The 22,663-nt window shown below is 55.9% G+C and carries 22 protein-coding genes; 9 read left to right on the top strand and 13 right to left on the bottom strand.

From position 1 onward, the window contains the following. Positions 1 to 40: 40 nt before the first annotated feature. Positions 41 to 880: a pirin family protein gene (locus M2396_RS05755; RefSeq protein WP_259073684.1), complete on the bottom strand. Its 840-nt coding sequence runs from the start codon at positions 878 to 880 to the stop codon at positions 41 to 43. Positions 881 to 1,124: 244 nt separating this feature from the next. On the opposite strand from M2396_RS05755, the gene M2396_RS05750 reads away from it, so the two are divergent. Continuing rightward, positions 1,125 to 2,042, top strand: a complete 918-nt coding sequence (locus tag M2396_RS05750; protein ID WP_259073683.1) for a LysR family transcriptional regulator — start codon at positions 1,125 to 1,127, stop codon at positions 2,040 to 2,042. A 370-nt stretch (positions 2,043 to 2,412) separates the two neighbouring features. Here M2396_RS05750 and M2396_RS05745 read toward each other — a convergent pair whose 3' ends face one another. Then, positions 2,413 to 3,360, bottom strand: a complete 948-nt coding sequence (locus M2396_RS05745; protein ID WP_259073681.1) for a LysR family transcriptional regulator — start codon at positions 3,358 to 3,360, stop codon at positions 2,413 to 2,415. A gap of 78 nt (positions 3,361 to 3,438) precedes the next feature. Between M2396_RS05745 and M2396_RS05740 the strand changes: the two genes are divergently transcribed. From M2396_RS05740 to M2396_RS05725, 4 genes are all read left to right on the top strand, one after another. Then, positions 3,439 to 4,077 carry a DsbA family protein gene (locus M2396_RS05740; RefSeq protein WP_259073679.1) on the top strand — a complete coding sequence of 213 codons (639 nt, stop codon included), beginning with the start codon at positions 3,439 to 3,441 and terminating at the stop codon, positions 4,075 to 4,077. Between the two features lie 63 nt (positions 4,078 to 4,140). Further along, a complete protein-coding gene (locus M2396_RS05735; protein ID WP_259073678.1) occupies positions 4,141 to 5,037 on the top strand; it encodes an MBL fold metallo-hydrolase in 897 nt (298 codons plus the stop codon). A 5-nt stretch (positions 5,038 to 5,042) separates the two neighbouring features. Beyond that, on the top strand, positions 5,043 to 5,432 hold the full coding sequence (locus M2396_RS05730) for a nuclear transport factor 2 family protein (RefSeq protein WP_259073676.1): 390 nt from the start codon (positions 5,043 to 5,045) through the stop codon (positions 5,430 to 5,432). A gap of 399 nt (positions 5,433 to 5,831) precedes the next feature. Next, positions 5,832 to 6,050 carry an antitoxin Xre/MbcA/ParS toxin-binding domain-containing protein gene (locus M2396_RS05725; RefSeq protein WP_259073675.1) on the top strand — a complete coding sequence of 73 codons (219 nt, stop codon included), beginning with the start codon at positions 5,832 to 5,834 and terminating at the stop codon, positions 6,048 to 6,050. A 393-nt stretch (positions 6,051 to 6,443) separates the two neighbouring features. Here the strand turns inward: M2396_RS05725 and M2396_RS05720 are convergent, their stop codons facing one another. Further along, positions 6,444 to 6,935: a hypothetical protein gene (locus M2396_RS05720; RefSeq protein ID WP_259073673.1), complete on the bottom strand. Its 492-nt coding sequence runs from the start codon at positions 6,933 to 6,935 to the stop codon at positions 6,444 to 6,446. A 946-nt stretch (positions 6,936 to 7,881) separates the two neighbouring features. On the opposite strand from M2396_RS05720, the gene M2396_RS05715 reads away from it, so the two are divergent. Next, complete coding sequence (locus M2396_RS05715; RefSeq protein ID WP_259073672.1) at positions 7,882 to 8,868, top strand: hypothetical protein; 987 nt, start codon at positions 7,882 to 7,884, stop codon at positions 8,866 to 8,868. A 127-nt stretch (positions 8,869 to 8,995) separates the two neighbouring features. On the opposite strand, the gene M2396_RS05710 is transcribed toward M2396_RS05715, so the two are convergent. Continuing rightward, on the bottom strand, positions 8,996 to 10,198 hold the full coding sequence (locus tag M2396_RS05710; RefSeq protein ID WP_259073669.1) for a hypothetical protein: 1,203 nt from the start codon (positions 10,196 to 10,198) through the stop codon (positions 8,996 to 8,998). Here M2396_RS05710 and M2396_RS05705 point away from each other — a divergent pair. Continuing rightward, positions 10,197 to 10,691: a hypothetical protein gene (locus M2396_RS05705; RefSeq protein ID WP_259073667.1), complete on the top strand. Its 495-nt coding sequence runs from the start codon at positions 10,197 to 10,199 to the stop codon at positions 10,689 to 10,691. The genes M2396_RS05710 and M2396_RS05705 overlap by 2 nt on opposite strands. A gap of 438 nt (positions 10,692 to 11,129) precedes the next feature. Here the strand turns inward: M2396_RS05705 and M2396_RS05700 are convergent, their stop codons facing one another. Next, on the bottom strand, positions 11,130 to 12,431 hold the full coding sequence (locus M2396_RS05700; RefSeq protein ID WP_259073665.1) for a hypothetical protein: 1,302 nt from the start codon (positions 12,429 to 12,431) through the stop codon (positions 11,130 to 11,132). Between the two features lie 589 nt (positions 12,432 to 13,020). On the opposite strand from M2396_RS05700, the gene M2396_RS05695 reads away from it, so the two are divergent. Continuing rightward, complete coding sequence (locus M2396_RS05695; RefSeq protein WP_259073663.1) at positions 13,021 to 13,575, top strand: hypothetical protein; 555 nt, start codon at positions 13,021 to 13,023, stop codon at positions 13,573 to 13,575. 765 nt (positions 13,576 to 14,340) lie between these two features. Here the strand turns inward: M2396_RS05695 and M2396_RS05690 are convergent. Further along, a complete protein-coding gene (locus tag M2396_RS05690) occupies positions 14,341 to 14,901 on the bottom strand; it encodes a hypothetical protein (RefSeq protein WP_150571610.1) in 561 nt (186 codons plus the stop codon). A 202-nt stretch (positions 14,902 to 15,103) separates the two neighbouring features. Between M2396_RS05690 and chrA the strand changes: the two genes are divergently transcribed. After that, positions 15,104 to 16,321 carry a chromate efflux transporter gene (gene chrA, locus M2396_RS05685; RefSeq protein WP_259073660.1) on the top strand — a complete coding sequence of 406 codons (1,218 nt, stop codon included), beginning with the start codon at positions 15,104 to 15,106 and terminating at the stop codon, positions 16,319 to 16,321. 26 nt (positions 16,322 to 16,347) lie between these two features. Here the strand turns inward: chrA and M2396_RS05680 are convergent, their stop codons facing one another. Genes M2396_RS05680 through M2396_RS05650 form a run of 7 tightly spaced genes read right to left on the bottom strand, consistent with a single transcriptional unit; the run spans position 16,348 to position 22,624 of the window. Next, complete coding sequence (locus M2396_RS05680) at positions 16,348 to 17,712, bottom strand: sensor histidine kinase (RefSeq protein ID WP_259073659.1); 1,365 nt, start codon at positions 17,710 to 17,712, stop codon at positions 16,348 to 16,350. Further along, positions 17,709 to 18,371 carry a response regulator gene (locus M2396_RS05675; protein WP_101319364.1) on the bottom strand — a complete coding sequence of 221 codons (663 nt, stop codon included), beginning with the start codon at positions 18,369 to 18,371 and terminating at the stop codon, positions 17,709 to 17,711. The genes M2396_RS05680 and M2396_RS05675 overlap by 4 nt, the downstream gene beginning before the upstream one ends. Positions 18,372 to 18,373: 2 nt before the next feature. After that, positions 18,374 to 19,015 carry a hypothetical protein gene (locus M2396_RS05670; RefSeq protein WP_101319366.1) on the bottom strand — a complete coding sequence of 214 codons (642 nt, stop codon included), beginning with the start codon at positions 19,013 to 19,015 and terminating at the stop codon, positions 18,374 to 18,376. Next, positions 19,012 to 19,818, bottom strand: a complete 807-nt coding sequence (locus tag M2396_RS05665; protein WP_101319368.1) for an SDR family oxidoreductase — start codon at positions 19,816 to 19,818, stop codon at positions 19,012 to 19,014. The genes M2396_RS05670 and M2396_RS05665 overlap by 4 nt, the downstream gene beginning before the upstream one ends. Beyond that, entirely contained in the window at positions 19,805 to 20,485 is a 681-nt protein-coding gene (locus M2396_RS05660; RefSeq protein ID WP_259073656.1) for a TenA family transcriptional regulator, read from the bottom strand. The genes M2396_RS05665 and M2396_RS05660 overlap by 14 nt, the downstream gene beginning before the upstream one ends. Positions 20,486 to 20,493: 8 nt before the next feature. Continuing rightward, positions 20,494 to 21,957 carry an AMP-binding protein gene (locus M2396_RS05655; protein WP_259073654.1) on the bottom strand — a complete coding sequence of 488 codons (1,464 nt, stop codon included), beginning with the start codon at positions 21,955 to 21,957 and terminating at the stop codon, positions 20,494 to 20,496. Further along, complete coding sequence (locus M2396_RS05650) at positions 21,947 to 22,624, bottom strand: thermostable hemolysin (protein ID WP_188035913.1); 678 nt, start codon at positions 22,622 to 22,624, stop codon at positions 21,947 to 21,949. The genes M2396_RS05655 and M2396_RS05650 overlap by 11 nt, the downstream gene beginning before the upstream one ends. Positions 22,625 to 22,663 lie beyond the last annotated feature (39 nt).

The following is a 22,663-nucleotide window of genomic DNA, read 5'->3' as shown; positions in this document are numbered from 1 at the left end:
AGTTATCGTCGAGATGATTTTCACGCCGGGTTGAGCGGCGCTAGTTGAGCCGTCCTTGCTGCCGCAGCCGTGTGCCAATCCGCTGTATTTCCGTTTCGCCCAGCGCCAGAGCCGCCTTGCTCGTGTGAACCGAGTAGTTACCTGTTACCAGGTCGTACGGATGCTTTACCGCCGAGCCCATCACGAAAGAGCAATCGCCTTTCGCGATGAAGTTGATGTGGTGCTCTGACTCTTCGAACACAGCTAATTCGCCGACATTGACCAACCCTCCTGCATCCAGACTCCCTGAACTAACCGCGAGCCAGGCAATGTTGTGACCGGACGGTGGGGTGTAACGCCAGTGCTCACCGTCTTTTAAACTCACGGCGAGATAGTTCATTTCACTCGGTACTTCGATCAGGCTTTGGGCTGCCCCATAACGTCCCAGTAGTACCCGTGCTGGGCCCACTTGTGGAACTTGCGACGGATCAAGATAGGTACTCATCGCGGGAGCGTTTTCAAGCGGCGGCGGCAATGCCACCCAGAGCTGGAATCCCTGTATTGCGGACTCACTTGCTAGCGTAGCGTCGTGCCACACCCCATTGCCGGCCTGCATCCACTCAACACCACCCGCGAGCAGTAAACCGGTCGCCCCAGTGGTGTCCTCATAAGAGACATCCCCTTTTGTCATGAAGGTAACCGTTGCGATTCCTGAGTGCGGATGCATGCCGAAACTCGACTTACTACCACTGGCGTTCAGGCTGAAAATGTCCAGGAAAATAAACGGTTTCAACAGCTCTCCTAGATCACCTGGACTCATAAGCCTCGTTATGGGGCCATGTGTGGTTCCTTCAGTACGATGGACAATGGCGCGTTGTCGAACTACTACGGTGGCGGTCATATGTTTTCTCCAGAATTTGGCGCTCCCTTGCCGATAGATGAGGTCGTCGAGCGGAGTGCCGGCTGCCAGGACTAGGTGCGTGTGAACTCAGTGATGCAGAAAAGCCGGGACGGTGAGTCCTTAGGAGATTCCGGCAACTGAAGGTCAGCTGCAGCGATGACTGAAGGATATGCGTCTGTTGATTGCTTTATTAGATGGCATAATTGGATTGAACTGATCCATTATTGGAGTGAGTGGCAACGAGATGATCGATCTGAATGACGTCGCATTGTTTGTAAAAGTCGTGCACAGCGGCAGTTTCGCTGAGGCAGCACGGCAGTTAGGAATGCCCTCAAACACCTTAAGCCGGCGGGTTCAACAGCTTGAGGCTCAACTCGGTACGAGGCTGCTGCAGCGCTCTACGCGCAAGCTCACACTCACCCAGTCTGGCGAGGCTTTTCACGAGCGATGCTATGGAGCGGTGGAAGGTCTGATTGACGCTGGTGAGCAGCTGATGACAGGAAACCACGAGGCAAGTGGCACTGTGCGCATTGCGGCAATGGCTGATTTCTTCGACTTTTTTCCTATGGAGTGGGTGGCCGATTTTCTTGACGCGCATCCGCGGGTACACGTCGACTTTGTCCTGAGTGATGCACGCGCCGATTTGATCGCTGATCGTATCGACATAGCGTTTCGAGGTGGAGCGCTGCAGGACTCGGGATATGTCGGTCGCCAGCTTCTTGGCGCTGGTAACGAAGGTCTGGTGGCCAGCCCGAATTACCTTACAAAAAGAGGTGTGCCTAACTCGCTTGAAGATCTGGTCAATCATGACTGTGTGAGTTTTGGCCATCCCAGCGGCGTCACCACCTGGGTTCTCTGCGGGCCAAACGGTGGAGCAGAAGAGGTGCGGGTCACTAGCCGGTTCAATGGGAACACCGCCCAAGCTTTGCGCAAGGCGACGTTGGCTGGGCTAGGAATTGCTTTACTGCCGCCCGCCATGACTAAGTCTGATCTTCAGACAGGGCGGCTTGTGTCTGTGCTTCCGCAGTACCATAGAGCCGGATACGGCCTACATGTGCTTTACCCCAGTCGGCAACATTTGCCGCTTGCAGTGTCTGCATTCATTGGGTTAGTTATGGAGAAGCTGGAGGGTAAAGAATTCCCTGCAACGGCTAGTTCCTGATCAATGCGGTGTCGTAGTATCGACCAAGTGATTGGGCTCGAAAGGAAGAAAAGGCAGTGAAAAGCGTATCTATGGCCGTTCTCAATATTAGTTTTGGCAGCTTTCCCTTGGAATACTTAATTACACGCGACTAAATCCAATATTTGAAGGCATCTCTTTGTCGGAGATGAGAGGCGGTTTTTATGTTACTGCCGGAGGAGTTAACCACCGGAGTTATTGAGCTGGTTTATTTATGTATTGCGACAGAAAACCCTTCGTCCACGTATCCGGGTGTTTTCCAGAACAAATACCGTCAGTGTCAGGCAGCTTTGCTTGATAATACTAGGGGGCTCCGATAATGATAAAATCTGCTGAGCATCACATCAGTGCATTATTTATCGGTACGCCGTCGTTGCCGTTCTCTGCGCTCCAAAAGCTCGACAAACGCGCGTACCTTTTCAGGGCGAAAGCGTGCAGCAGGAAATACCGCGTGAATGCCACCGACGGGTAATTGCCATTGCGGTAATACCTGGACAAGACGCCCCTTAGCAAGGTCGTCGGCTACTGTGTAGTCTGGCATCACTGAAAGACCTGCCCCTTGGCGTACCGCTTCTCGCACAGCGAGTGTTGCATCAAGAAATATGGACGCCTGCATGTTCACGGTTTGGTGTTCATTCTTGTTTAAAGTGAAAGTCCAGCGAAGATGCTCCCGCAAAGCAGTATTTGCCACGAAAGGGAACCTGCTGACCTCTTCAGGACAAGTTAGCACTGCTACCTGGTCTGCCAAGCTAGGAGGGGCGACAAGTAATTGCTTGAAGGTACCAATTTGCCTAGCTTGCAGACCTGTCTCGGCCAACCAGCCTACTCGGATAGCGAGTTCGATATTGCTCGACATTAAGTCCAACGTCTGGTCGCTCAGCCTCGCATCAACCTTGCAGAGAGGGTAACGCTGCGTGAACTCAGCAATGGCTGGTACGACAACACCAACGCCATAGTCGAAGGGCGCGGTAAGGCGTAGGGTGCCGGAAGGGGTCGTGGCGGCTTCCGCCAGTTGGTCGAAGGCGTCTTCTGCGTCAGCCAGGATCAACGCACAGCGTAAGTAGAAAGCCTGACCCGTCTCTGTAGTTCTAACGCTGCGAGTCGTACGAACCAGTAGCGACGTCTTGAACTCTTGCTCCAACCGCGAGACTTGCTGACTGACAACCGCTTTAGTGATGCCTAGGCGCTCGGCAGCCGCTGTGAATGAGCCTGTCTCTACGACGGAAACAAAATAGGTCAGACGCCTGAGATTTCCAAAACTACCCAGCCCTGACTCGCGTTGATTGTATGTTTTTTCCATACACTGCATATATCATGTACGCATTTAATAGTCAATCAAGAAGGCTTAGCCTAGTGAAAACTTTACTAGAGAGTCATCGTGAATAAGACCCTTTACTACCTCTATGACCCACTATGCGGTTGGTGTTATGGCTCGATACCAGCACTGTCGGCACTTATTGGCGTTGGTAGCGCAAGGCTTGAGCTTATGCCTACAGGTTTGTTTTCTGGTGCTGGTGCCAGGCAGATGGACGACGACTTTGCTTCGTACGCATGGATGAATGATGAACGCATCGCAAGAGTGACCGGTCAGCAGTTCACAGCAGCTTATCGCTACGGCGTGCTCGCTGACCGTAAACAAATTTTTGATAGCGGGCCCGCCACCTTGGCTTTAACAGCAGTGGCGAATACTGTCCCGGGCAAAGAATACGCAGCGCTCAAGGCGATCCAGCATGCTCGCTATGTGGACGGTAGTGATGTCACCTCGGAGCCGGTATTGGTTGGCGTGCTGAAAGCGCTTGGCCTTGATGAGGCTGCGAATTTGGTTGCACGTTCCGATAGCGACATCGTCAGCACTAACGCTAAGCGCATCACCCATGCGCAGGAGTTGATGCGCAATTTTGGCGCGGGTGGCGTGCCGACTCTGATTTTGGAGTCCGGCGGATCGAGTTCGCTTCTGGTCACCCATACGCTGTTTTCCGATCCTGATGATCTTTGTCGTCAGATCGAAGCGGCTTGAGTAGCGAAATAAGACATTGCTGGTAGTGACCTGGCAGTACAAGCGTCTAACTGGGGAAATTTCATGGCAACACGACGTACATTTATCAAAGCGGTCGCCGCAGCGGGCGCTGCAACGACCATTCTAGGCCACAGAGCTTGGGCGGCACCGGCCAAACTGACCTTCCAGCCTTTTCCTGCTGGTGAGCACGGTTTTTTCCGCGCGCCGGTCTTGATATCAGGAGGGCGTGAAGCCGTTTTAATCGATGGCGGTTTTACTCTGTCTGATGGTAGATCCGTCGCCGAAGCCATTAAGCGCAGTGGCAAGCAACTGACCCATATTTACATTAGCCAGAGCGATCCTGACTATTACTTTGGGCTCGCCCCCATCAAAGCAGCGTTTCCGAGTGCTGAGGTAATAGCTGCTTCTGCCACGGTGGCGGCGATCAAAGCCAATGTAGAAAAAAAGCTGGCTACTTGGAGCCCACAACTGAAAGACAACGGCCCCCAAACCCTGGCGGACATCGTGATGCCTAAAGCATTCGAAAGTCGGACTATATCGGTTGAAGGGCAAGATATCGAGATCATCGACGCAACCGGCTTGGCTAATCGTCGCTACCTTAGGGTGCCGTCTCTGAATGCCATTGTTGGCGGGGTATTGGTGTTTGCTGGCGTTCACGTGTGGACTGCCGACACTTCCGGCGCCGAAGGTCGTGCTGCGTGGGTCCGCAATCTTGAAGCGATGATTGCGTTAAAGCCCTCAATAGTAGTTCCTGGTCATATGGCATCGACAGCGGCTAGAGATATATCGGCTGTTAAATACACTCGCGACTACCTGATTGCATTTGAGCAAGAGCTTGGCAAAGCAACTGACAGCGCTGCGCTGATCACAGCAATGACCAAACGATACCCTGATGCTGGAATGGGGATCGCACTGCAAATCGGCGCTAAAGTCGCTAAAAATGAAATGAAGTGGGGATAAGCCACATGACTACCAATCTGGATATTATCCGCGAAACCTATGAAGGCGCGTCTGAGGAAAACGGCAAACATCTGCTCGCCGCTCTTGCTCCGAACGCTAAATGGACTGAAGCCGCTGGCTTCCCTTATGCAGGTACCTACACGGGGCCGACGGAAATTCTTGAGGGGGTTTTTCAGCGTTTGGCGACGGAGTGGAAAGACTATAAGGCCACAGTCCACACGTATATGGAAGACGGTGAGAGGGTTGCTGCATTCGGAGTTTACTCTGGAATTTACTTGAAGACCGGAAAGGCAATGAGCGCAACATTCGCCCATCTTTATCTGCTCAAGGGCGGCAAGATTGTCAGCATGGAGCAGTTCGTCGACAGTGCCATTGTGCAAAGCGCGATGGTGTGAGCATTACGTCGCCTGACGTCCAATATATGGACGTTACCCGTATCTAAATGCTCCAAGTTTACTTGGCACAGGAATATTAATAATGCACAAAAACACGCTCACTCTGATACGCGGTGGGATACGGGAAGGGAATCCGGGAGAGAAGTGAGATCTCGCTTGAAACCGCCCTCGACCCGGTGTGTAAACCAATTTTTTGATGTGTAAACCACCCAGCTTTACACGTCAAAAAACTGGTTTACACATTTTCCTGAGACGCCAGCCTCAGGCCAACATAACCACCTGCCGGGATCGTAGTAATAGGCACGCCTGAAACTGGCACCACGCTCGCCTATAAGGGGGGAGGCAGTGAACGGATGGCGATGGTGTAGTCTAGGATCAGACCGCAGACGGAGCGTACTCATGAGCACTTTGCCCCCCGATCAACAGGCCCGTTATTTGGAGGTGCTCGACGCCGCGAAGCGCTTGTATGGCGGTGATATCGACGCAGCGATGCACTGGATGTCGCGTCCGTTAAAAGCATTTGGCGGCAAAGCTCCTGTCGCTATGGTCACGACCAGGCTGGAGACGGATACGGCCATTGAGTACATCAGGCGCTTGGATCATGGGGTCGTTGCCTGACTAGACGATAGCTCTGTAGCTGGCCATTGGGGCAGGGCGGCAGCCAGAAAGGGCGACCTTCGAACCCCAGCGAAAGCCGAATGTCCACTTAGCCAACCTCTGTTGATCTTCGATGGCGGACTACGCAGCCCCCAGCAGCTTTTCAAGCTGCGCATGCTCCCAAGTGCTCAATAACTCGGCGGGGGCAGTGCACTGCCAGACTTACTAGCTAACCGCACGCTACTGCGCGCTGGACATTGCATCGCTTAAGCCATGAAACAGCGCCATCGACCAGTTGCTTGATCGCCGCAGTGTCCGCTCTCTCACCGACCTTAATGACGCCCGCGAGGGCGGTCAGAACGACTAGTCATTGCCAAGTGGGTTAGATGACAGCAACATCACTGTCATTATTTACTACTGCGTAAAATCAAGGCGGGCACGCGCAGGCTGACCAACAAAACTGACGATCTCAAACTCAGTGCGCTCCGTCTCGCCTGCGTTGATAGCGGTGATCCTTGCTTGAACATACTCGTCCCAGCCAGGATTACAGAATTGCGTGTCAGGCCAAAAGTTGTGTGCCTCGGCTGCCACAAATTGCCTGGCAATCGCTCGCTGTTCCGCACTAACCAAACACCAAGCTGCAGTCACTCTGTCGTTCCAAGTTGCGGAGGTCAGTAGGTGTAGCGCAGCAAAATCTCCTAAATAAAATTGCTCGACTTCTCTGTCAAACGCGTACATCGCGTTTAACTGGTCTAGATAGGAACCTTTGGACATAGTGTCTACCAACGTGAAAAACCAACCTATCGCCTGAAATTGGCTCAGACTTATGAGTCGTTTAAGGGCGGGGGGGAAGACGATTCCTGCTAAACCACTTCGTGCTTGTTCTTGTCTTGGTGGATGGAGCATGTATATTGCTGACGGACATTTTCAATCTCGTGGCTATTGTAATTAGAATGTATGCACGTAAAACATCGGCGGGAGCTGCATACTCTCTTCAGAATGCCTTTGGAGCCAGCTGGCACGCAATCAAATACGGTACCCGCTAGAGAAAGTTGAGCAGTGTGATTTCCAAAGACGGCCTCGGAAATGGAAATTAACTGTTGCCGTGACAAGGATGGCCTTGGCTATTTGTGCCGCTGGTCTGAAGCCAACTGAAAAAATCACCATTGACGAGGGGGCAGGGGGGCTGAAAATTTCGCTCAAAAAGTACACTTAGTAGATTAAACCGCCTGCATCCATTTGATCGCAACCAATTGGTTTTATTACGTTTTCTATGCAGGCCTTGAATAGCCTACTTAGTGGGCTTTTTTTCATCTAACCTCTGGCGGCGAGCAACAGAATCCTCAATAATTAATTAAATGCTTCTTTCGTATCGTACAACTCCTGATTGCAACATGGTGCGCACACGAATGTCCTCTTGACAGCCCGAATTTACGTTCTAACCTCAAACTCGAATGATCAAGAACTAATCCTGTCAGCACAAGCATCTGCTCACTTTGCTCATCAGGTTCTGCACGGAATTTTCTTTATGACAAGGTTATTTGAAAATGCCGTCCAGCGCTCTGCCGCTGTTTTGGCATCGACCAAGGTAGAGACTTCTTATTTCGCGATTCGGGAGATAGTCGCAGCTATCTTGGCTATGAGTCCTCTCATTTGCTTGAAAAAGAGCAGCGCAATTCAGATCCACATTTTGATTTGGATGATGCACAGTAACTGGTTCTTAACGATATTACACCGACGACAGCGAATGATCTCGCTCAACTGCGCGGGCAAGTGCGCAGAGCGGAAACGTCGCCCTGAGCAAATTACAACACCTAGATGCCCGTAAATATTAAACTCAAGAGGCCAGTCAATGAAATCTCACTTGGCGGCACCAGTCATCGAATTCACTACACTTAATGTTATGGTGTATGAAAATGATCGCATCACAGAAATTGGTCGCCCAAAATTGACGCTCCTTATTGATCCAATTTGTGGTTGTGTTATTCGCGAGGCAGTGAGTACATCCTCTAAGCCGGAGGATGTTTTGATAGAAGCTTTTTCTTCCTGGCAGGCGTCAAAATTAACCGGCGGTAAATCAGAGGTAGTGTTGCGCTTTGGAAGTGCCTTATGTTCCACCGCTGTTACGAATGCCGCTAGAAGCGCAGGCTATCAGATCCAGCATTGTAATGGCCTTTATGCCGGCACTGTAGAGCGTGCTGTCGCTAACTTAACGCGAGGTTGTGAGATGAAGTCAGGGTTGAGGAAAAATAAAAACAGCAAAGTAACAGTCGCTGAAATACAACAAATCGTATCAATCTCAGCAGCTGTATATAACCAGCAAAAATGGAACAGAACGGATATCACTCAAGCAAAAAACGCCTTCAAGCCGGCTGGCACAGGCATCCCTCTTGAGGTTCGTAGTCTCTATTCCAGTGTGCAGCAGTCCTCGCTAGAGTACGGCTTTTACATTGAACAGGTGAATTTGATCTGGCGGGCGGCGAGCTTAGCGTACTCTGTAAAAGAAATATCTTCGATGTTCGAATTTATTCTGGAGAAATCCACCTCCACGATAACCTATCACGATCATCTACGAAGGGCCTTCAGGTCTCCCTCACCAGCATTTAATCAGCCAGCGGAGATCCTTGGAGGGAAGGGCGCTGTAGCAATAAGAACGCTGGCACATCTGAAAGGACAACGTGATCGACAGGCGTTCATCTGGACGCCTGACGCGAGTTGGAATCACCCAGGCGCTTCATGGGTGGACTTTACTTACGCACTATTGGAGAAACTCGTTAAAGATGGCTTGGTACCAGATACCCTTCGTTGCAAGCTATTCGCACGAGATCTTGGCTTGTAATGCTTGGGGCACATGTCTGGTCAGGCATTGCTCGAAAATCCCTTGCTGTATCGGTCACCGTCTTTACAGCAGCCGAAGCACTCCTTTTATGGTGCTGGCCCCTTGTGATTATCAGAATCTGCCCGCTTTAGGGTTTGACCAGCGTCAGATCGCCTTCACCCGCCAGCGGATTCACATAGAGTTGAGGGATATGAGCCTCACCAGGGTACTTCATCTCTAGCTGCGTGACGGCCCTATCAAATGCCTGGGGAACGTCCTGTCCGAAGCCTATCGACGCGTAGAATCGCGCCGCGAAGTCTTTTGCTGCTGCGTAGGCGATAGCGCCATCCATGCCAATAGCGGCGAGAATGTGCTTGGAACATTGTTCCTCCAATTCATGGGAGTGGCAGCAGTTGAATACAGCGACTTTTAGGTACTTCTTGCTTCCGACCACCGCGCGCAGCATCCCTTGTAAGGGAACCACGTGAGGCTCACCAGTAGGTGTCTCCACCACTAGGTGTCCACCAGGGGTGCCATGCCCACTAAAGTGGATGACTGCAGGCTCGCGTTCATCCAGAGCTTGGAGTATGTCTTCAGCTTGCACTGCCCAGTGCGAATCTACTTTTAAGGCGTCGCGGTGTTTCGAGGCGCGAATATGGGCGTTCATCTGACGAATCTCGTTTTGCAGATCCAACGCTTTCTGAGATTTGCGGCCGGGATCAGCACCGAAGAATAGAATCTGGATTTCCTCAGGTAGTTCCTGAAGCTTTGCCAACTCCCGTTCGAGCTCTTCTGCACGAGCCACCTGATGGGCGAGACCAATTTGAAGAGAACCGAGCTGGCGACTCTGCGCTTGGGCTCCCTGGAGAGTTTTCCGTTGAAGACGTGCCTGCTCAGCCTTGAGCTTACGAGCTTCGTTGATCTGCTCACGTTCCAGGGCCTTGTCTAGTCGCTGCTGATCAGCAGTAAGGCGAACCATCTCGCGTTTAATCTCTGCAATGATTTTTGCAGCATCTGTCTCGGCCTTGGTTCTTTGACCGTCGTACCTTTGAGCCTGCTGTTGCTTTGTTTTGGCGGTCGAAGCAGACTGAGCCCGGGTTGCCTCCACCGCGGCCTTTCGTGCGGATTCACCATGCTTCGCCGCTTCATGCATTTTTCGCGAGTGTGACTCTCTTAGGCGAGCGATTCGCTGCTGGTGGCCACGCACTACACTGCGATAGTGATTTGAGCTCATGACTTCCCCCAACCCCATGGGGTTGTAGTGGCAGCTTGGCTTATCCGCGCTTCGCTTGACCAGTATTTTTGAGACTCGCCGCCTCCAAATTGAAGACGGCCAGACGGACACATTCATGGACGACACCCTGGCTTACCTGAAAGATCGTTACAAGGACGAGCACGCCCGGTTCGATCACTTCGAAAACAAATGTGCTAAGTTCCTGACCGCTGTTTCGGTAGTAATCGCCGCATTGACGGCACTCGTCAGCGCCAAGGGGAGGGTGCTCTTCACTCTCAACGGCCCGTGGGACTTCATTGCGCTTGGGTGCTTTTTCGCTGCAGCTTTCTGTGTGGTGTGCTCGTGGGGCCATGCTCTGAGCGCCTTGAGGATTCGAGACTGCCCAACGCTACCTTTCAGTCGTACGACTGTAGAATGGCTTAAAGCGGCTGAGGCATCAGATCACCAGCAGCATGTATACAACTGCTATATAGATACGTTGGAAAAATTGAAGTCAGCCATCGACGAGAAATCCATACCTCTAGATTTTGCCTACAACGAGATTGTCTACGCCGCCTGGGCGTTGTCACTGTTGGCAGTAATCAACATCGGCAAGGAGCTATTTGCATGAGCAACGATCAGAAACCCAAGAATCAAGAAAACAAGACACCGCCGCCGCCAACCACTGAGTATCACCGACGCTCTGAGGAACGCCCTGTGAACCGAAAAGATCAGACAGACCGGCGTTGATCCACAACTCCTGGTGCATAGGGTGCTGTGGGCTCGGGAACACTACTACCCAATCCACCGTGCCTTCAGCCTCGGCAGCAATCTGCAATCTGCCGAGGCAGCCAAGTCGCCGGTTGGTTGTAGCACATCTGTCCCAGGCAAAGATTTCCCTTGATGGCGATCGCAAGCGGAGCGCGCAGGCGTGAGGATGTAAGCCCGCCAGGGTCAAGACGCGCGCCCAGCGGGCGGCTTGATTCACTACAGCCGTGCTCGTAGAGCCACGCCAATTGAAGTCAGCGCGGGCGAATAGGGCGATCTCTTACGGAGATTCAACCAGTGACTACTTGGAACGTTTGACCCATTCGCGTCGACGCTGATTAACGAACTCGGCCCCATAGGTCTTCCAAGTGAATATCGTAGATCTTCGAATCGTGGTGAATGTCATGCCTGCGAAATTAGTTTCGGCTCTCGCGATCGCCGAGTCGGCACAAACGCTAGCCGCACTTGCCAGCCGTTTGCGAAATTGTTTGAGGTGCGACTTGAGCGTATCAGTCGCATAACTGATGCTGCCGTCATTCGAAGGGAAAGCCGGCAGTACTGGCACTGGTTCACAAAGATCAATTGAGTACCATCTGAGGTAACGCTCCAGATGAGCCGAAAATTCGGAGGTAAGTTCCATTACAGCGCCAGATGGCAGACCGTTCTCGAAAGTCCAGCCACTGTCTGAGTTCCTTTGAAACTGGCTCAAGGAATGTACATGCGAAATTTTTATACGGGAAAATCGGGCAATTGCCATGTAGAAGAGTATCTGCTCTGACCGTAATATCGGAACGGCACCGTCCACCAGTTGCTGGAACGCCCAATCCAGCTCGTGAGGCTCGTGGCTCACTAATGGCCGGCTTTGAGCCAAGGTCTTGAAGAGACCAGTCGGGGCGGCTTGGGCGCAGTTCACTCTGAGCTGGGAAGTTGAAGCATTGCCTGAGTGGCTATTTTTAACGTCGTTTTTGGCGGTATTTCTGGCTGTCGTTTGAGCTTTTCCTACAGAACCGGCTGATGAGCCGCTGTCCGAAAAATTTGCCGAACGATTGTCGGTGATAGTGTCGGCGGTGGCATCCGAGATGTAGAAATCGAAGAAATCCCTCACGATCTTAGCGCAGCGCTGCATGTCTCTGCGGGTAGGCTTGGCAGCGCCCGCACTGTCAATATGTCGGTAAAAGAGCTTCCATCGCTCATTGATGGGCCGGGTTTTGAAGGCCTGTCCTGCAGTTCCTCCGTATTTGGTGTGTGACGATGTTGAACACCATGAAATCGGGGGATGGCATAGGAGTTCGAGAAACTGCAGGAAATGCGGCGTCTCCCAGGCTAAGAGTGAAATGCCAGCATTAAAGCTCCAATTCAGCATCTGCTCGAGGAATCGGCAGGTCTGGGTATAGAGAGACTTGGCCCGAGCTGGGGCCCACCGGTGTGATGAATATTCCAGGAAATGCGAGCAGTACAGGATGCTCAGATACGCTTGGCAGGCTGGATCGACGTCGTCGAGTCTACGTCGGACGGCTAGGTTTTCCGGAACATCGGTTGCGCCGACGGGCTTCCAATGTTCATACGGCGCGAAAATAGGGAATGGAGTGAACGGTACCGCCATAAGCGCTCCCACGAGCTACAATCTCGTTGAGGTATTCGGGGTCGGTTTGAAGTTGGCTTCAGGTTAGCAAAGAAAAATGAAAGGGAAATTGATGCTGTATTTATAGCGTGAATTTAGTTCAGCAGTGCGTGACCTGATCAGTGACGTGTAGTGATAGCTAAGTTAGTGATGGTCACTGTTTTGGTGAAGATGTTTAGGTCGTTGAGTTCACCAGCGTCGTGATGGAAAAGCGGTATAGGAATGAATTGGGCGGCGGTGAATCTGATAGGGCTTCGCAGGTTTGAGAAACGGGAGATGACAAAATGCTTGAGCTTTGGGTGCCCTGGATGCTGATTTGCAACGAGTACGGGAGTTTGTGGAATCGGCTGTGTAGGTTAGTGGAGACAGACAACACTTATGAACATATCTGACGTAGAACCATATTTAACATAATATACATTATGCGAACATTCCTATGCGGAGTTGGGGGGCTCTGGTGGTCAGATTTGTAGCCTGACGGCGCCTCCTGCTTTCAGCTTGGCGATGCTGATCACTGCGTGCTTGAATGCCGCCCGACAAACGTTGCCTCACCAATTGACGGAGAAATTGCATGTGGCTTTGCACAGAATGGAAAATCGACTGGGACGCTGTGGCTGCTGTCGCAACGGCTGCTGCTGCAATCATCGCACTTATTATCTGGAGCTTTGACAAGGCTCAAAGAAAACGTGAACGGGCCGCAAGCGCGAAGCTGCTAGCTCAGATCATGACAACACCGGTTGGAGCTACCCAGATAGAAATCGCAAAATTCAGATGCTATGTAGTGCCTTCTGATAGCGACCAAACATACTTACTGGACGTGCTAAATGATGAAAGCGCCCGAAAAGATTTGGCTGCTCAAGCGTCGAAAATCACCATCGATCTACCATCTCAATTCTTAGATAAAGCTGACATCTTCAGCGAGACAGTCAACAACAGGCTTGCGAATGCATTCTCACAAGTGAACCGTCTAAAAAAGATGTCGAGCCTGCTAGCTGATCTACCAGGCTCGGCGTTAGAAGAAGAAATTTCCCAGCACCTTATGGCGGTTCTCAACCAAATCAAAGAGGCGGAACAAGCCACTGCAGAAGCTTTCCAGGCTCTCTTAAAGGCCGGAAAATCCTCTTAAGGTTAGGTCTGCCCTACTCCACTCTAATAGCTAAATTATATAACTATGCTAAATAGTCATTTAGTGTAGTTATATTGGGGTATCTACCAATCGCGGCGTAAGCAACAAAACTAGCTCGGTTTCAGACTTCACAGTCGACGTGCTGTTGACCAACCATTTCAGCCCGGAATCTTTCCAAAAACGGCACGTTGCGAACCACACTGCTATCGGTGTCCGAATTTACACCTCCCAAAGCAACATTCCTGCCGAACCCCGAAAGCGCGCGAGACGTAAGCGACGTGGTATTGATCGGCGGCACTCCGTTCATTGCCTTCGAATAATATTGCTGATACTAAACCTGGAAGCCTTTGATAATCTTCGCCTGATGCCGGTCAGTCGTGAACACGTGCGGCTTGGAGATTACACATCCCCTACCCGCCTGCTCCATGGCGTTCAGCTCTGCATCCAAATTGAACGACCGTAAGCGCTCCATGAACCCCACGTTCAAAGCGCCCAACTGATCCCGTTGGCCTTCCCCTCGCCTACCAAGGCCAGCGGGCACGCGATCTTTTATCACCAGTGCCGCAGAGTGTGAGCAACTGACGGATCCCCTCCAGTACCGGCCCATCCATCATCCTGGCAAAGACCAGGTCGGCGATTTCGCGACTGAATTAACCGTCGACGTAAAAGCGGCAGCCCTGCCCCGGCAGGTACAAGCCGGTAATGCGCATGCCGAGGCGCACATCCACGAATGCCTCTTCAATCCCGCGCAGCGCAAGACCTCGGTCACGTCACTAGCGATATCACCAGGTCTGCAATATTGAGAGGCGCGAATGCCACGGTCAGCAGCGCATAGGCCTTGCGCGATCTGGCGGCAAACACACACAGCGGAAACATGATCATGACCACGTCAAAGGCGCCCCAAAGCGCCATGGGCGAAACGCCGAACAACAGAATGTTGACGATGAACCCAAGCAGGTAATAGCCCGACAAGAATAACAGCGCGTAGCGGCCATCCTGCTCGAAGTACACGCGAAGCCCTTCGCGCTCGTCCTCGCTGCGGCTGGGCAAGATCAGCGCCGAGGAAACGAACAGCGCAAGTGCCAGCAGCACCAACAGCAAAAACTCCTGGAACGAGAAGGTCGCCCTGACTTGCGGCAGCGAATTGACCGCCCACCAGAAATCCATCTGGGTGGTGAAGAGCATGACCGCCCAGACCAGAGCCACCCAGTCTGGAGCAGCGTTGCGACGGATTCGGAAGACGGTTAGCGCCCCTAGAAGCAGGCGTGTGACAGAAAGGCCCAAAACCATGGATAGGACGGTAGCAACGATAGGGAAATTGCTCATGGTGCCTCCTGCTAACCAAGACTCTGGACAGCGTAGGCGGTGAACAGCAAACTTTGCACGATGAGTATGGGTTCTGAGGGCTTTTCGGAGGATTTTCAGTGCCTGTGAAACCGGGCGGCCCTGGGTCTACTCGCCTCAACAATCCTCGAGGCTAGCTGTTCCCCGCCAAAAACTGCAGCATCACTCACCCAAGGAGCCTGCCTTGTCAGAACGCACTCACTGCGGCGTGAAGCCCAGCGACTCTGCCTGGTCGGTGTTTCTGGTGTTCTTGCGCCTGGGGCTGACGTCTTTCGGTGGCCCCATTGCGCACCTGGGTTACTTTCGTGAAGCATTTGTAGCGCGCCGCCAATGGCTTAGTGAACGCAGTTATGCCGAGCTGGTCGCCGTGTGCCAACTGCTTCCCGGCCCCGCCAGCAGCCAGGTCGGCATCGCTCTGGGCTTGTCACGAGCGGGGTTCACGGGCGCTGTCGCCGCGTGGGCAGGGTTCACATTGCCATCGGCCCTCCTGCTGACGCTGTGTGCTCAGGGCCTGGGGGCATGGGGAGGTGGCGCCCCAAGTGGCCTGTTGCACGGCCTGAAAATCGTCGCAGTCGCCGTGGTGGCCCAAGCGGTGTGGGGCATGGCACGTAGCCTTTGCACCGATGTTGCGCGGGTAACCATCGCCCTGTTCGCTGCCTGTACCGCGCTACTGTGGCCCAACGCGATCGGGCAGATATCCGTGATCACAGGCTCGGCCATCACAGGCTTGATCCTGCTCAAGCCTCCGGGCTCCCCGGCAGGGGAAGAGCTGCCGTTTTCAGTCAGCCGAAAGGCCGGGCTGGCTGCGCTGGCACTGTTCTTTGCCTTGTTGGTGGGCTTGCCGCTACTGACCCGCATCTGGCCCTCGCAAGCATTGGCAATGGTCAACGCCTTTTATAGCGCAGGCTCGCTGGTATTCGGCGGCGGGCATGTGGTTCTACCGTTGCTTGAGTCGGCCACAGTGGCCAATGGCTGGGTCGCAAATGACACTTTTCTCGCAGGTTATGGCCTGGCGCAGGCCATACCGGGCCCACTCTTCACGTTTGCAGCCTTCCTGGGTGCATCCATGAGCGTGCAGCCGTCCGGCTGGGTGGGCGCGACCGTTGGCATTCTCGCCATTTTTACCCCCTCCTTCCTATTGGTGATCGGGGTAGTTCCCTTCTGGGAAGCACTGCGGCGCAGCGCCCGCAGCCAGTCAGCGCTTGCCGGGGTAAACGCCGGCGTGGTCGGGCTTCTGCTGGCTGCCTTGTACCAACCGGTGTGGACGAGCGCCATAGCCAAGCCAGCAGACTTGGCGTGGGCGCTGATCGCCTTGATGGCCCTGATGTTCTGGAAGTGGCCTGCATGGTTGGTTGTCTTGGGCTGCGGCGTGTTCGGTTGGCTGCTGAGCAGCACCTTCTAGAGACCCTTGAGACAGTATCGGCCAGCTCACTGCAAGGGAAGCGACACGATGGCAGCCAGCCCACCAGTGGCCCTGTTCTCCAGGCGCACCTCCCCACCCAGCCGCTCGACAATAGTGGCCACGATGGATAACCCCAGCCCTGCCCCATTGGGGCTATTGCGGCTATAGAAGCGCTCGAATACCCGCACAAGATTCGCCTCGTCTATACCTGGGCCTTCATCTTCGACAACCAGTTCGATGCAATTGGCCAGGCGCTTCAGTGATACCGTGATACGCCCGCCAGGCGGTGAATGCTCCACCGCATTGGAAACCAGGTTCTGCAAGGCGATGCCCAACGCTCCGGCATCGATCATCAGGCCATGGTCACCTTCGCTGAGATCCAGCGAGGGCTCCAGGCCGCGATCCAGTATCCAGGGGGTGAGATCCGCCAGCACATCGGTGACCACGTCGCCCAGGTCGACACGGGTGGTGGCGCGCCGACCAAGGCGCGGCTCGACCCGGGCGAGGGTCAGCAACTGGTTGACCACCCGGGTCAGCCGGTCCACGCCGCCAATCAGAAAGCCCAGGGCTTTCTGGCGCTCGGCATTGGTACTGGCGGCCTGTGCGTTCTGCGCATGCAGGCGCAGGATCGCCAGCGGCGTGCGCATCTCATGGGCGGCGTCGGCAATGAAGCGATGCTCACGCCGCAGCAGGTCATCGATCTGCGCCAGCAGGCGGTTGATGGCGGCTTGCATAGGCTCAAGCTCGGTCGGCAACGGCACCAGTTGCAGGGGTTCGAGGGAGTCGGCATGGCGCCCACGAATCACATCGGCCATGTTCTGCAAAGGGCGCAAGCCCCAGCCGATGGCCGCCCAGACCAACAGTGCCAGGCCCAGGCTGCCAAGCAGGAACGGGAACAGGGTATGGCGTACGATGCGGTCGATCAGGTCGTAACGCACATCGTCGCGCTCGCCCACCCAGATTACCCACTGTTTTTCGGGCACCGGTAATACAAAGCCGCGCCACTGTTCGCCCCCACTGGCAAAGTCGTAGAAGCCCGCCGCCGCAGGCGGTGCATCGAGCGTCGGCGCACTGGGGGTGTGCACCAGCAACCGTGCTCCCTCCCCCCACACCTGAAACGCCAGCTTGCTCTCATAGGGGTGGCCCACACGGTGGCGCCCGGCCTTGCCCAGCGCCTCGTTAAATGCCTGATACAGTTTTTCGCGGTTGCCATCCTGCACCGGCAGGTTCATTACCCCCTGCAACAGCCGGGCATTCTGAGCCATGTGAGCATCGTAGACTTCATTGATCTCGCGTCGACTGTCGTGATAGTTGTACAACGCCAACAAGCTGGTGCCGAGCAGCATCAGCGCCATCACCCGCCACAATGTGCGCTGGCGCAACGAGCTCACAGCTTGGCCTCGACCAGATAACCGATACCGCGCACCGTGCGGATCAGGCCGTTGAACAGTTTCTTGCGCAGCTGATAGATGTTCACCTCCAGCGTGTTGCTCTCAGGCTCCTCGTCCCAGCCATACAGCAGCTGGGTCAACCGCTCACGGGTGAACACCTTGCCCGGTTGTGCCAGCAACTCGTGCAGCAGGCGATACTCCTTGGGCGTCAGTATCACAGGCACGCCGTTGTAGTGCACCTGCTGGGTGGCAGGGTCCAGGCTTACACCAGCGTGCTCGATCAGCACCTTTGCCCGCCCGGCGCTGCGCCTGAGCAAGGCGCGCAGGCGGGCCTTGAGCTCATTGAGGTCGAAAGGTTTGACCAGGTAGTCGTCGGCACCGGCATCCAGGCCAGAGATACGGTCCTCGGTCGCATCGCGCGCGGTGAGAATCAGTACCGGCAAGCTGTTGCCCCCTGCCCTCACCCGTCGCAGCAGCTCGATGCCTCCCAACCGCGGCAGCCCGAGGTCGAGGATCACCAGGTCGAACACTTCATGTTGCAGGGCATGCAGCCCGCTCAGGCCATCGCGCAGCCAGTCGAGGGTGTAGCCCTCTTGGCGTAACCCGTCGCAGATCCCCTCGCCCAGGGCGGTATCATCCTCAACCAGCAGCAGCCGCATGTTCAGTCCTGTTTGTCCTTGATGGCCTTGAGTAAAGCATCGATATCGCCACGCCGGCCCTGATCGGCCAGTTCGCGGCCTGGCCGTGGCGGCGCCTGGCGTGCTTTTTCCAGGGCAGCGGTGGCTTCAGCGTAGCGTTTTTGCCGGAACAGATGATCGGCCCAGAAGTAATTGCTGTCGATACCGTTGGGGTTTACTTGCAGCGCCTTGCGCAACAAGGTATCTGCCTTGTCGCTGTCACCGAACCCGATGGGCCAGCCCGGCACCTGGTCGTACAAGGTGCCCAGGCTGGTATACGCCGAGCCCTGTAGGGCATTGGGGTCGAGTTTCATCGCCTCTTCGAGGCTGGCCTTGGCCGACTTGACCTTGCCCAGCGCCCCCAGGCCGCCGGTGGCACCCGCCCAACTGCTGTTGATGATGCCCTCCCAGATCAAGGGTTCGGCCGAGCCCTGGTGCTGGTGGACCAGCGTAGAAGCATCGGCTGCCAGTTTCTCGAATGCCTCGGCGCGTTTGTCTTTAGGCGTCTGGTACTGGATCTGCGCCCAGCGCTGCTGCAAGTTAGCCAATTGTTGGCTGCCGGCCTGGTCCAGCGCCCAGGTGAACGGTGCAAACGCCAGCAGGCCGGCGATGAACAGACGTTTCATTTGATCGACTCCTTGGAATGGCTAGCAAGGTAGCGGCGGATCACCGGCAATTGCTTACGCAGTGCGCGGTCGACCACCCCGGGTAACATACCGTTGATGCGTACAAAGAGCTTTTCTGGCCAACCCAGGTAAAGCTCGCTGCGTTCTGACTGCACGGCCTTGAGCACAGCACGGGCCACATCTGCCGGGTCGTCCATGCCGACCTTCAGCGCCTGGTTGAGCGCCGTGGCGGCGGTGCTGTTCATCGCAGTACGGGTTGCCCGGGGGGCGGCGTACATGACATTCACCTGGGTATCCGCCAGCTCGCGGCGCAGCGCCTCTGAGAAGCCGCGCAGGGCAAACTTGCTGGCGCAGTAGGTGGCATAACCGGGGTAGCCGATCGAGCCGTAGGTGGATCCGACGTTGACCACTAGTGCCCTGGGTTGTGCGCGCAGCAGCGGCAGGCACACACGCGTCAGTTGCAAGGCGGCTTTGAGGTTGATGTCCAGCAACTCGTCCAGCGCCTGTTCGTCGATCTGGTCGAACAGGGCGAAACGGTTCACGCCTGCGGCATTGATCAGGACATTGACCCCGCCCATCTCCCGGGCACGGGCGAGCACCTGCTCACGCCCGCCATGGCTGCGCAGGTCGGCTGACTGCCAGAGCAGCCTGTCGTGATAACGGTTCATCAAACTGGCGAGCTTGCCCATCTGCCGGCTCACCGCCAGTACCCGGGCACCGGCTGCACACAGCTGCTCGGCCAGCTCCAGGCCGATGCCTCCGCTGGCGCCGGTGAGTATCACTACACACTCAGGCAAGCGCATGACGCACCTCTTGCAGGCCCGCACGCGGCAGCGCGTGGAACATGTCGGTGTACAGGCGGTAAACCACTTTGGCCGCATGAACTACAGCACGCTGGTCGTCAGCATCATCAAGGCGGTCCATCAACTGCCGGTAGGTGACCATGTGGTCCTGGTCCAGCGCACCATGGGAGCTGAGGTAGCTGAAGGCCCTGTCAGGCAACGCCAGCGTGCTCTGGATCGTGCCGGCCGCCTGGGTGGCCAGGGCAATGCTGGTGCCTTCGAGCACATTGACCATGCCAAACAGCCCGACCGGGTTGCCACGGGCAATCAAGTCGTAAAGGTAGGCGACCATCAGCTCGATCGGCAGTGCCGGGCGACCGTCACGCACCGCCTCCCAGTCGCCACCGCAGGCATTGATGTCATTGAGGACCCACTGCTCGTGGCCATACTCCTCGTCGATGTATTCGCACACGGCGCCGCGCAGCCATTCCAAACGTGAAGGCAGCCGCGCCCCGCACGCCATCATCAGTGGCACGGTGTGGCGTACATGGTGATATGCCTGGGTCAGGAAGGCCACGTAGCTGTCGAGGCTGACGTGCCCTGCCAGCGCGTCGCGTATGACCGGTACGGCAAACAGGGCCTGACGTTCCTGGGTGGTTTGCATTTGCAGGGTATCGAAAAAGGACATGGCAGACCTCACAACGGGATGTCGGATAACAGGGAGTGGTAACGCCGCAGGATGGCCTCGCGGCGCGGGCGGCCATTGGCGGTCAGTGTGTCGTCGGTACTGGACAAGGGGCACGGCAGGCGACGCCAGGCATGGACCCTGGCGTAGTCCGGCAGCAAGGCATTGCACTGCTGCACGGCCTGGTCGATGAGTGTGTCAGGGGTAGCGGGGTCCAGCGGCCAGAGCAATGCCAGGTTCTTTGGCAGGGCCTCGCCATGCACGAACGCCTGGGCAATCACGCCGCTCTGGGTCAGTTCGGCCTCCACCCACTCCGGGTTGACGTTGCGCCCGAAGCTAGTGATGAACTGGTGTTTCTTGCGGCCATCGAGGTACAGGTAGCCCTCCTCGTCGAAATGGCCAAGGTCGCCGGTGGCCCACCAGCTATCGCAGACGGGTGGTTCCTCCAGATAGCCGAGCAGCACCGAGCCCGCCACCAGTACCTCCCCGTCCTCGGCGATACGCACCTGCACATGGGGCAGCGGTTTGCCGACACTGCCTCGGCGGGTTGCGCCCGGGCGGTTCAACGCCACCACCGAAGCGCACTCGGACAAGCCATAGCCCTCGAACACCGGTAGACCAATCACTTCGGCGCGGGCCAGCAAGCTGGGCGCCACCCGGGCACCGCCGACCGCAACGAATCGTAGCGCCCCCACCCGCATCAGCCCGCGCTCGATGGCGGTGATCAGCCCCATCAACAGCTGCGGCACCAGAATCAGGCTCTGCGCGCCGCTCAGGGCGATGGCCCCCAGCAAACGCTTGAAATCGACCTGGCTGGCACCGCCCATGCCCAGTTGCGCCTGGGGGTATAGCAGCACACTCGCTCCGGCCATCAAGGCGGCGTAGACACCCAGGTTTTCCAGCAGCACACCCAGCGGCAGCACCGCCAGGTAACGCTGAGGTTCACTGGGTCGGCTGGCCACCTCCAACTCCCGGGCGACTCGCAACAGAGCCTCTACAGACAGGCACACGCCTTTGGGCTTGCCCGTGCTGCCGGAGGTGTAGGTGATCTTGGCGGTACCGGCAGGCAGCGCGGCAGCGGGCTGTGCCTCGCGAACCCAGAACACGTCCTGCTGAGCGAACCCCAGCTCGGCGAGCGTACCGTGCCATTGCGGGTCGCACAGCACATGGCAGGCACCACTCTGCTCGATGCAATGGCTGAATTGAGCAACACTGAAGAACGACGGCACGATTACACAAGGACGCTCGGCAAACAGCGCCGCCAGGTCCCAGAACAGCAGCTGCGGGCCATTATCCAGGGCCAGTACCAGCGGGCCGGGCGAGCGCCCGCGCAAGCTATGGGTGCGCAACCCCACTTCGGCCAGCAATTGCCTGAAGGTGAAGCACTCGGTCGCCCCTTGCACGGCAATTGCGTCAGCGTGATCGCGCGCAAACGTCACCAGCAGTTGATGCAAACGCTCCAGTTCATGCGGCATGGCCAGTCTCCCGAAAGGCCGTAGGCAACCCCAGGCGCTGGAACACCCCGGCCTTGCTCAAGGCATCGAAGCCATGACCGATGCTGCCGGCAAAGACTTGCGGATGCTGAGCGTAGTAGGTACCCCATTGGTCCAACTGCCCATTCAGCCGAGCCGGGTCAGCCGACGCCAGTACCGACGGTACCAACCCCAGGCGCTGGAAACTGTTGATCAGTGTCGTCGCGCCGGTGAACGCCACCCACTTCAGGCCGCGTGTGGCCAGAAACCAGGTCACCGCTATGATCATGATTCGCGCGCTACCGGCACTGAGCGAGGCCAGGTTGCCCACTTCGACCATGCACTCACGGCCAAGGGGGGAGCCCGCCACGCGTGAAACTGCAGCTTCCAGCGGCTCATCCAGATAGTGTTCGAGAAACAGAGGCCCGCTGTCGGCAAGGCGCAAGCCTGCGGCAGCAATCAGCCGGCCATGGCTGTCGTGCAGCGCCAGGAGTTCTGGCAGGTAATGGTGCACATCAGCATGATGCACGTTGGCAAAACACTGATGAATGAAGTGCTCAAGCTCATCGCGGCCAGGGTCCTTGTGCAAATGAAGCGACAAGTGGGCGTGATGATCGACGTGGCTGCCGATAGGCAATGGGAGCAGGCTGCTCCACTGAGACTGAGTCATGAAACTCCCCCGGTTTGGGCTTGATGGGGTGAGTATCAG

This window comes from Pseudomonas sp. BIGb0278 (genome assembly GCF_024809895.1).
Taxonomy (GTDB): Bacteria; Pseudomonadota; Gammaproteobacteria; order Pseudomonadales; family Pseudomonadaceae; genus Aquipseudomonas; species Aquipseudomonas shirazensis.
The sequence above is the reverse complement of the archived record's forward strand: the minus strand, read 5'-3'. Positions and strand labels throughout refer to the sequence as shown.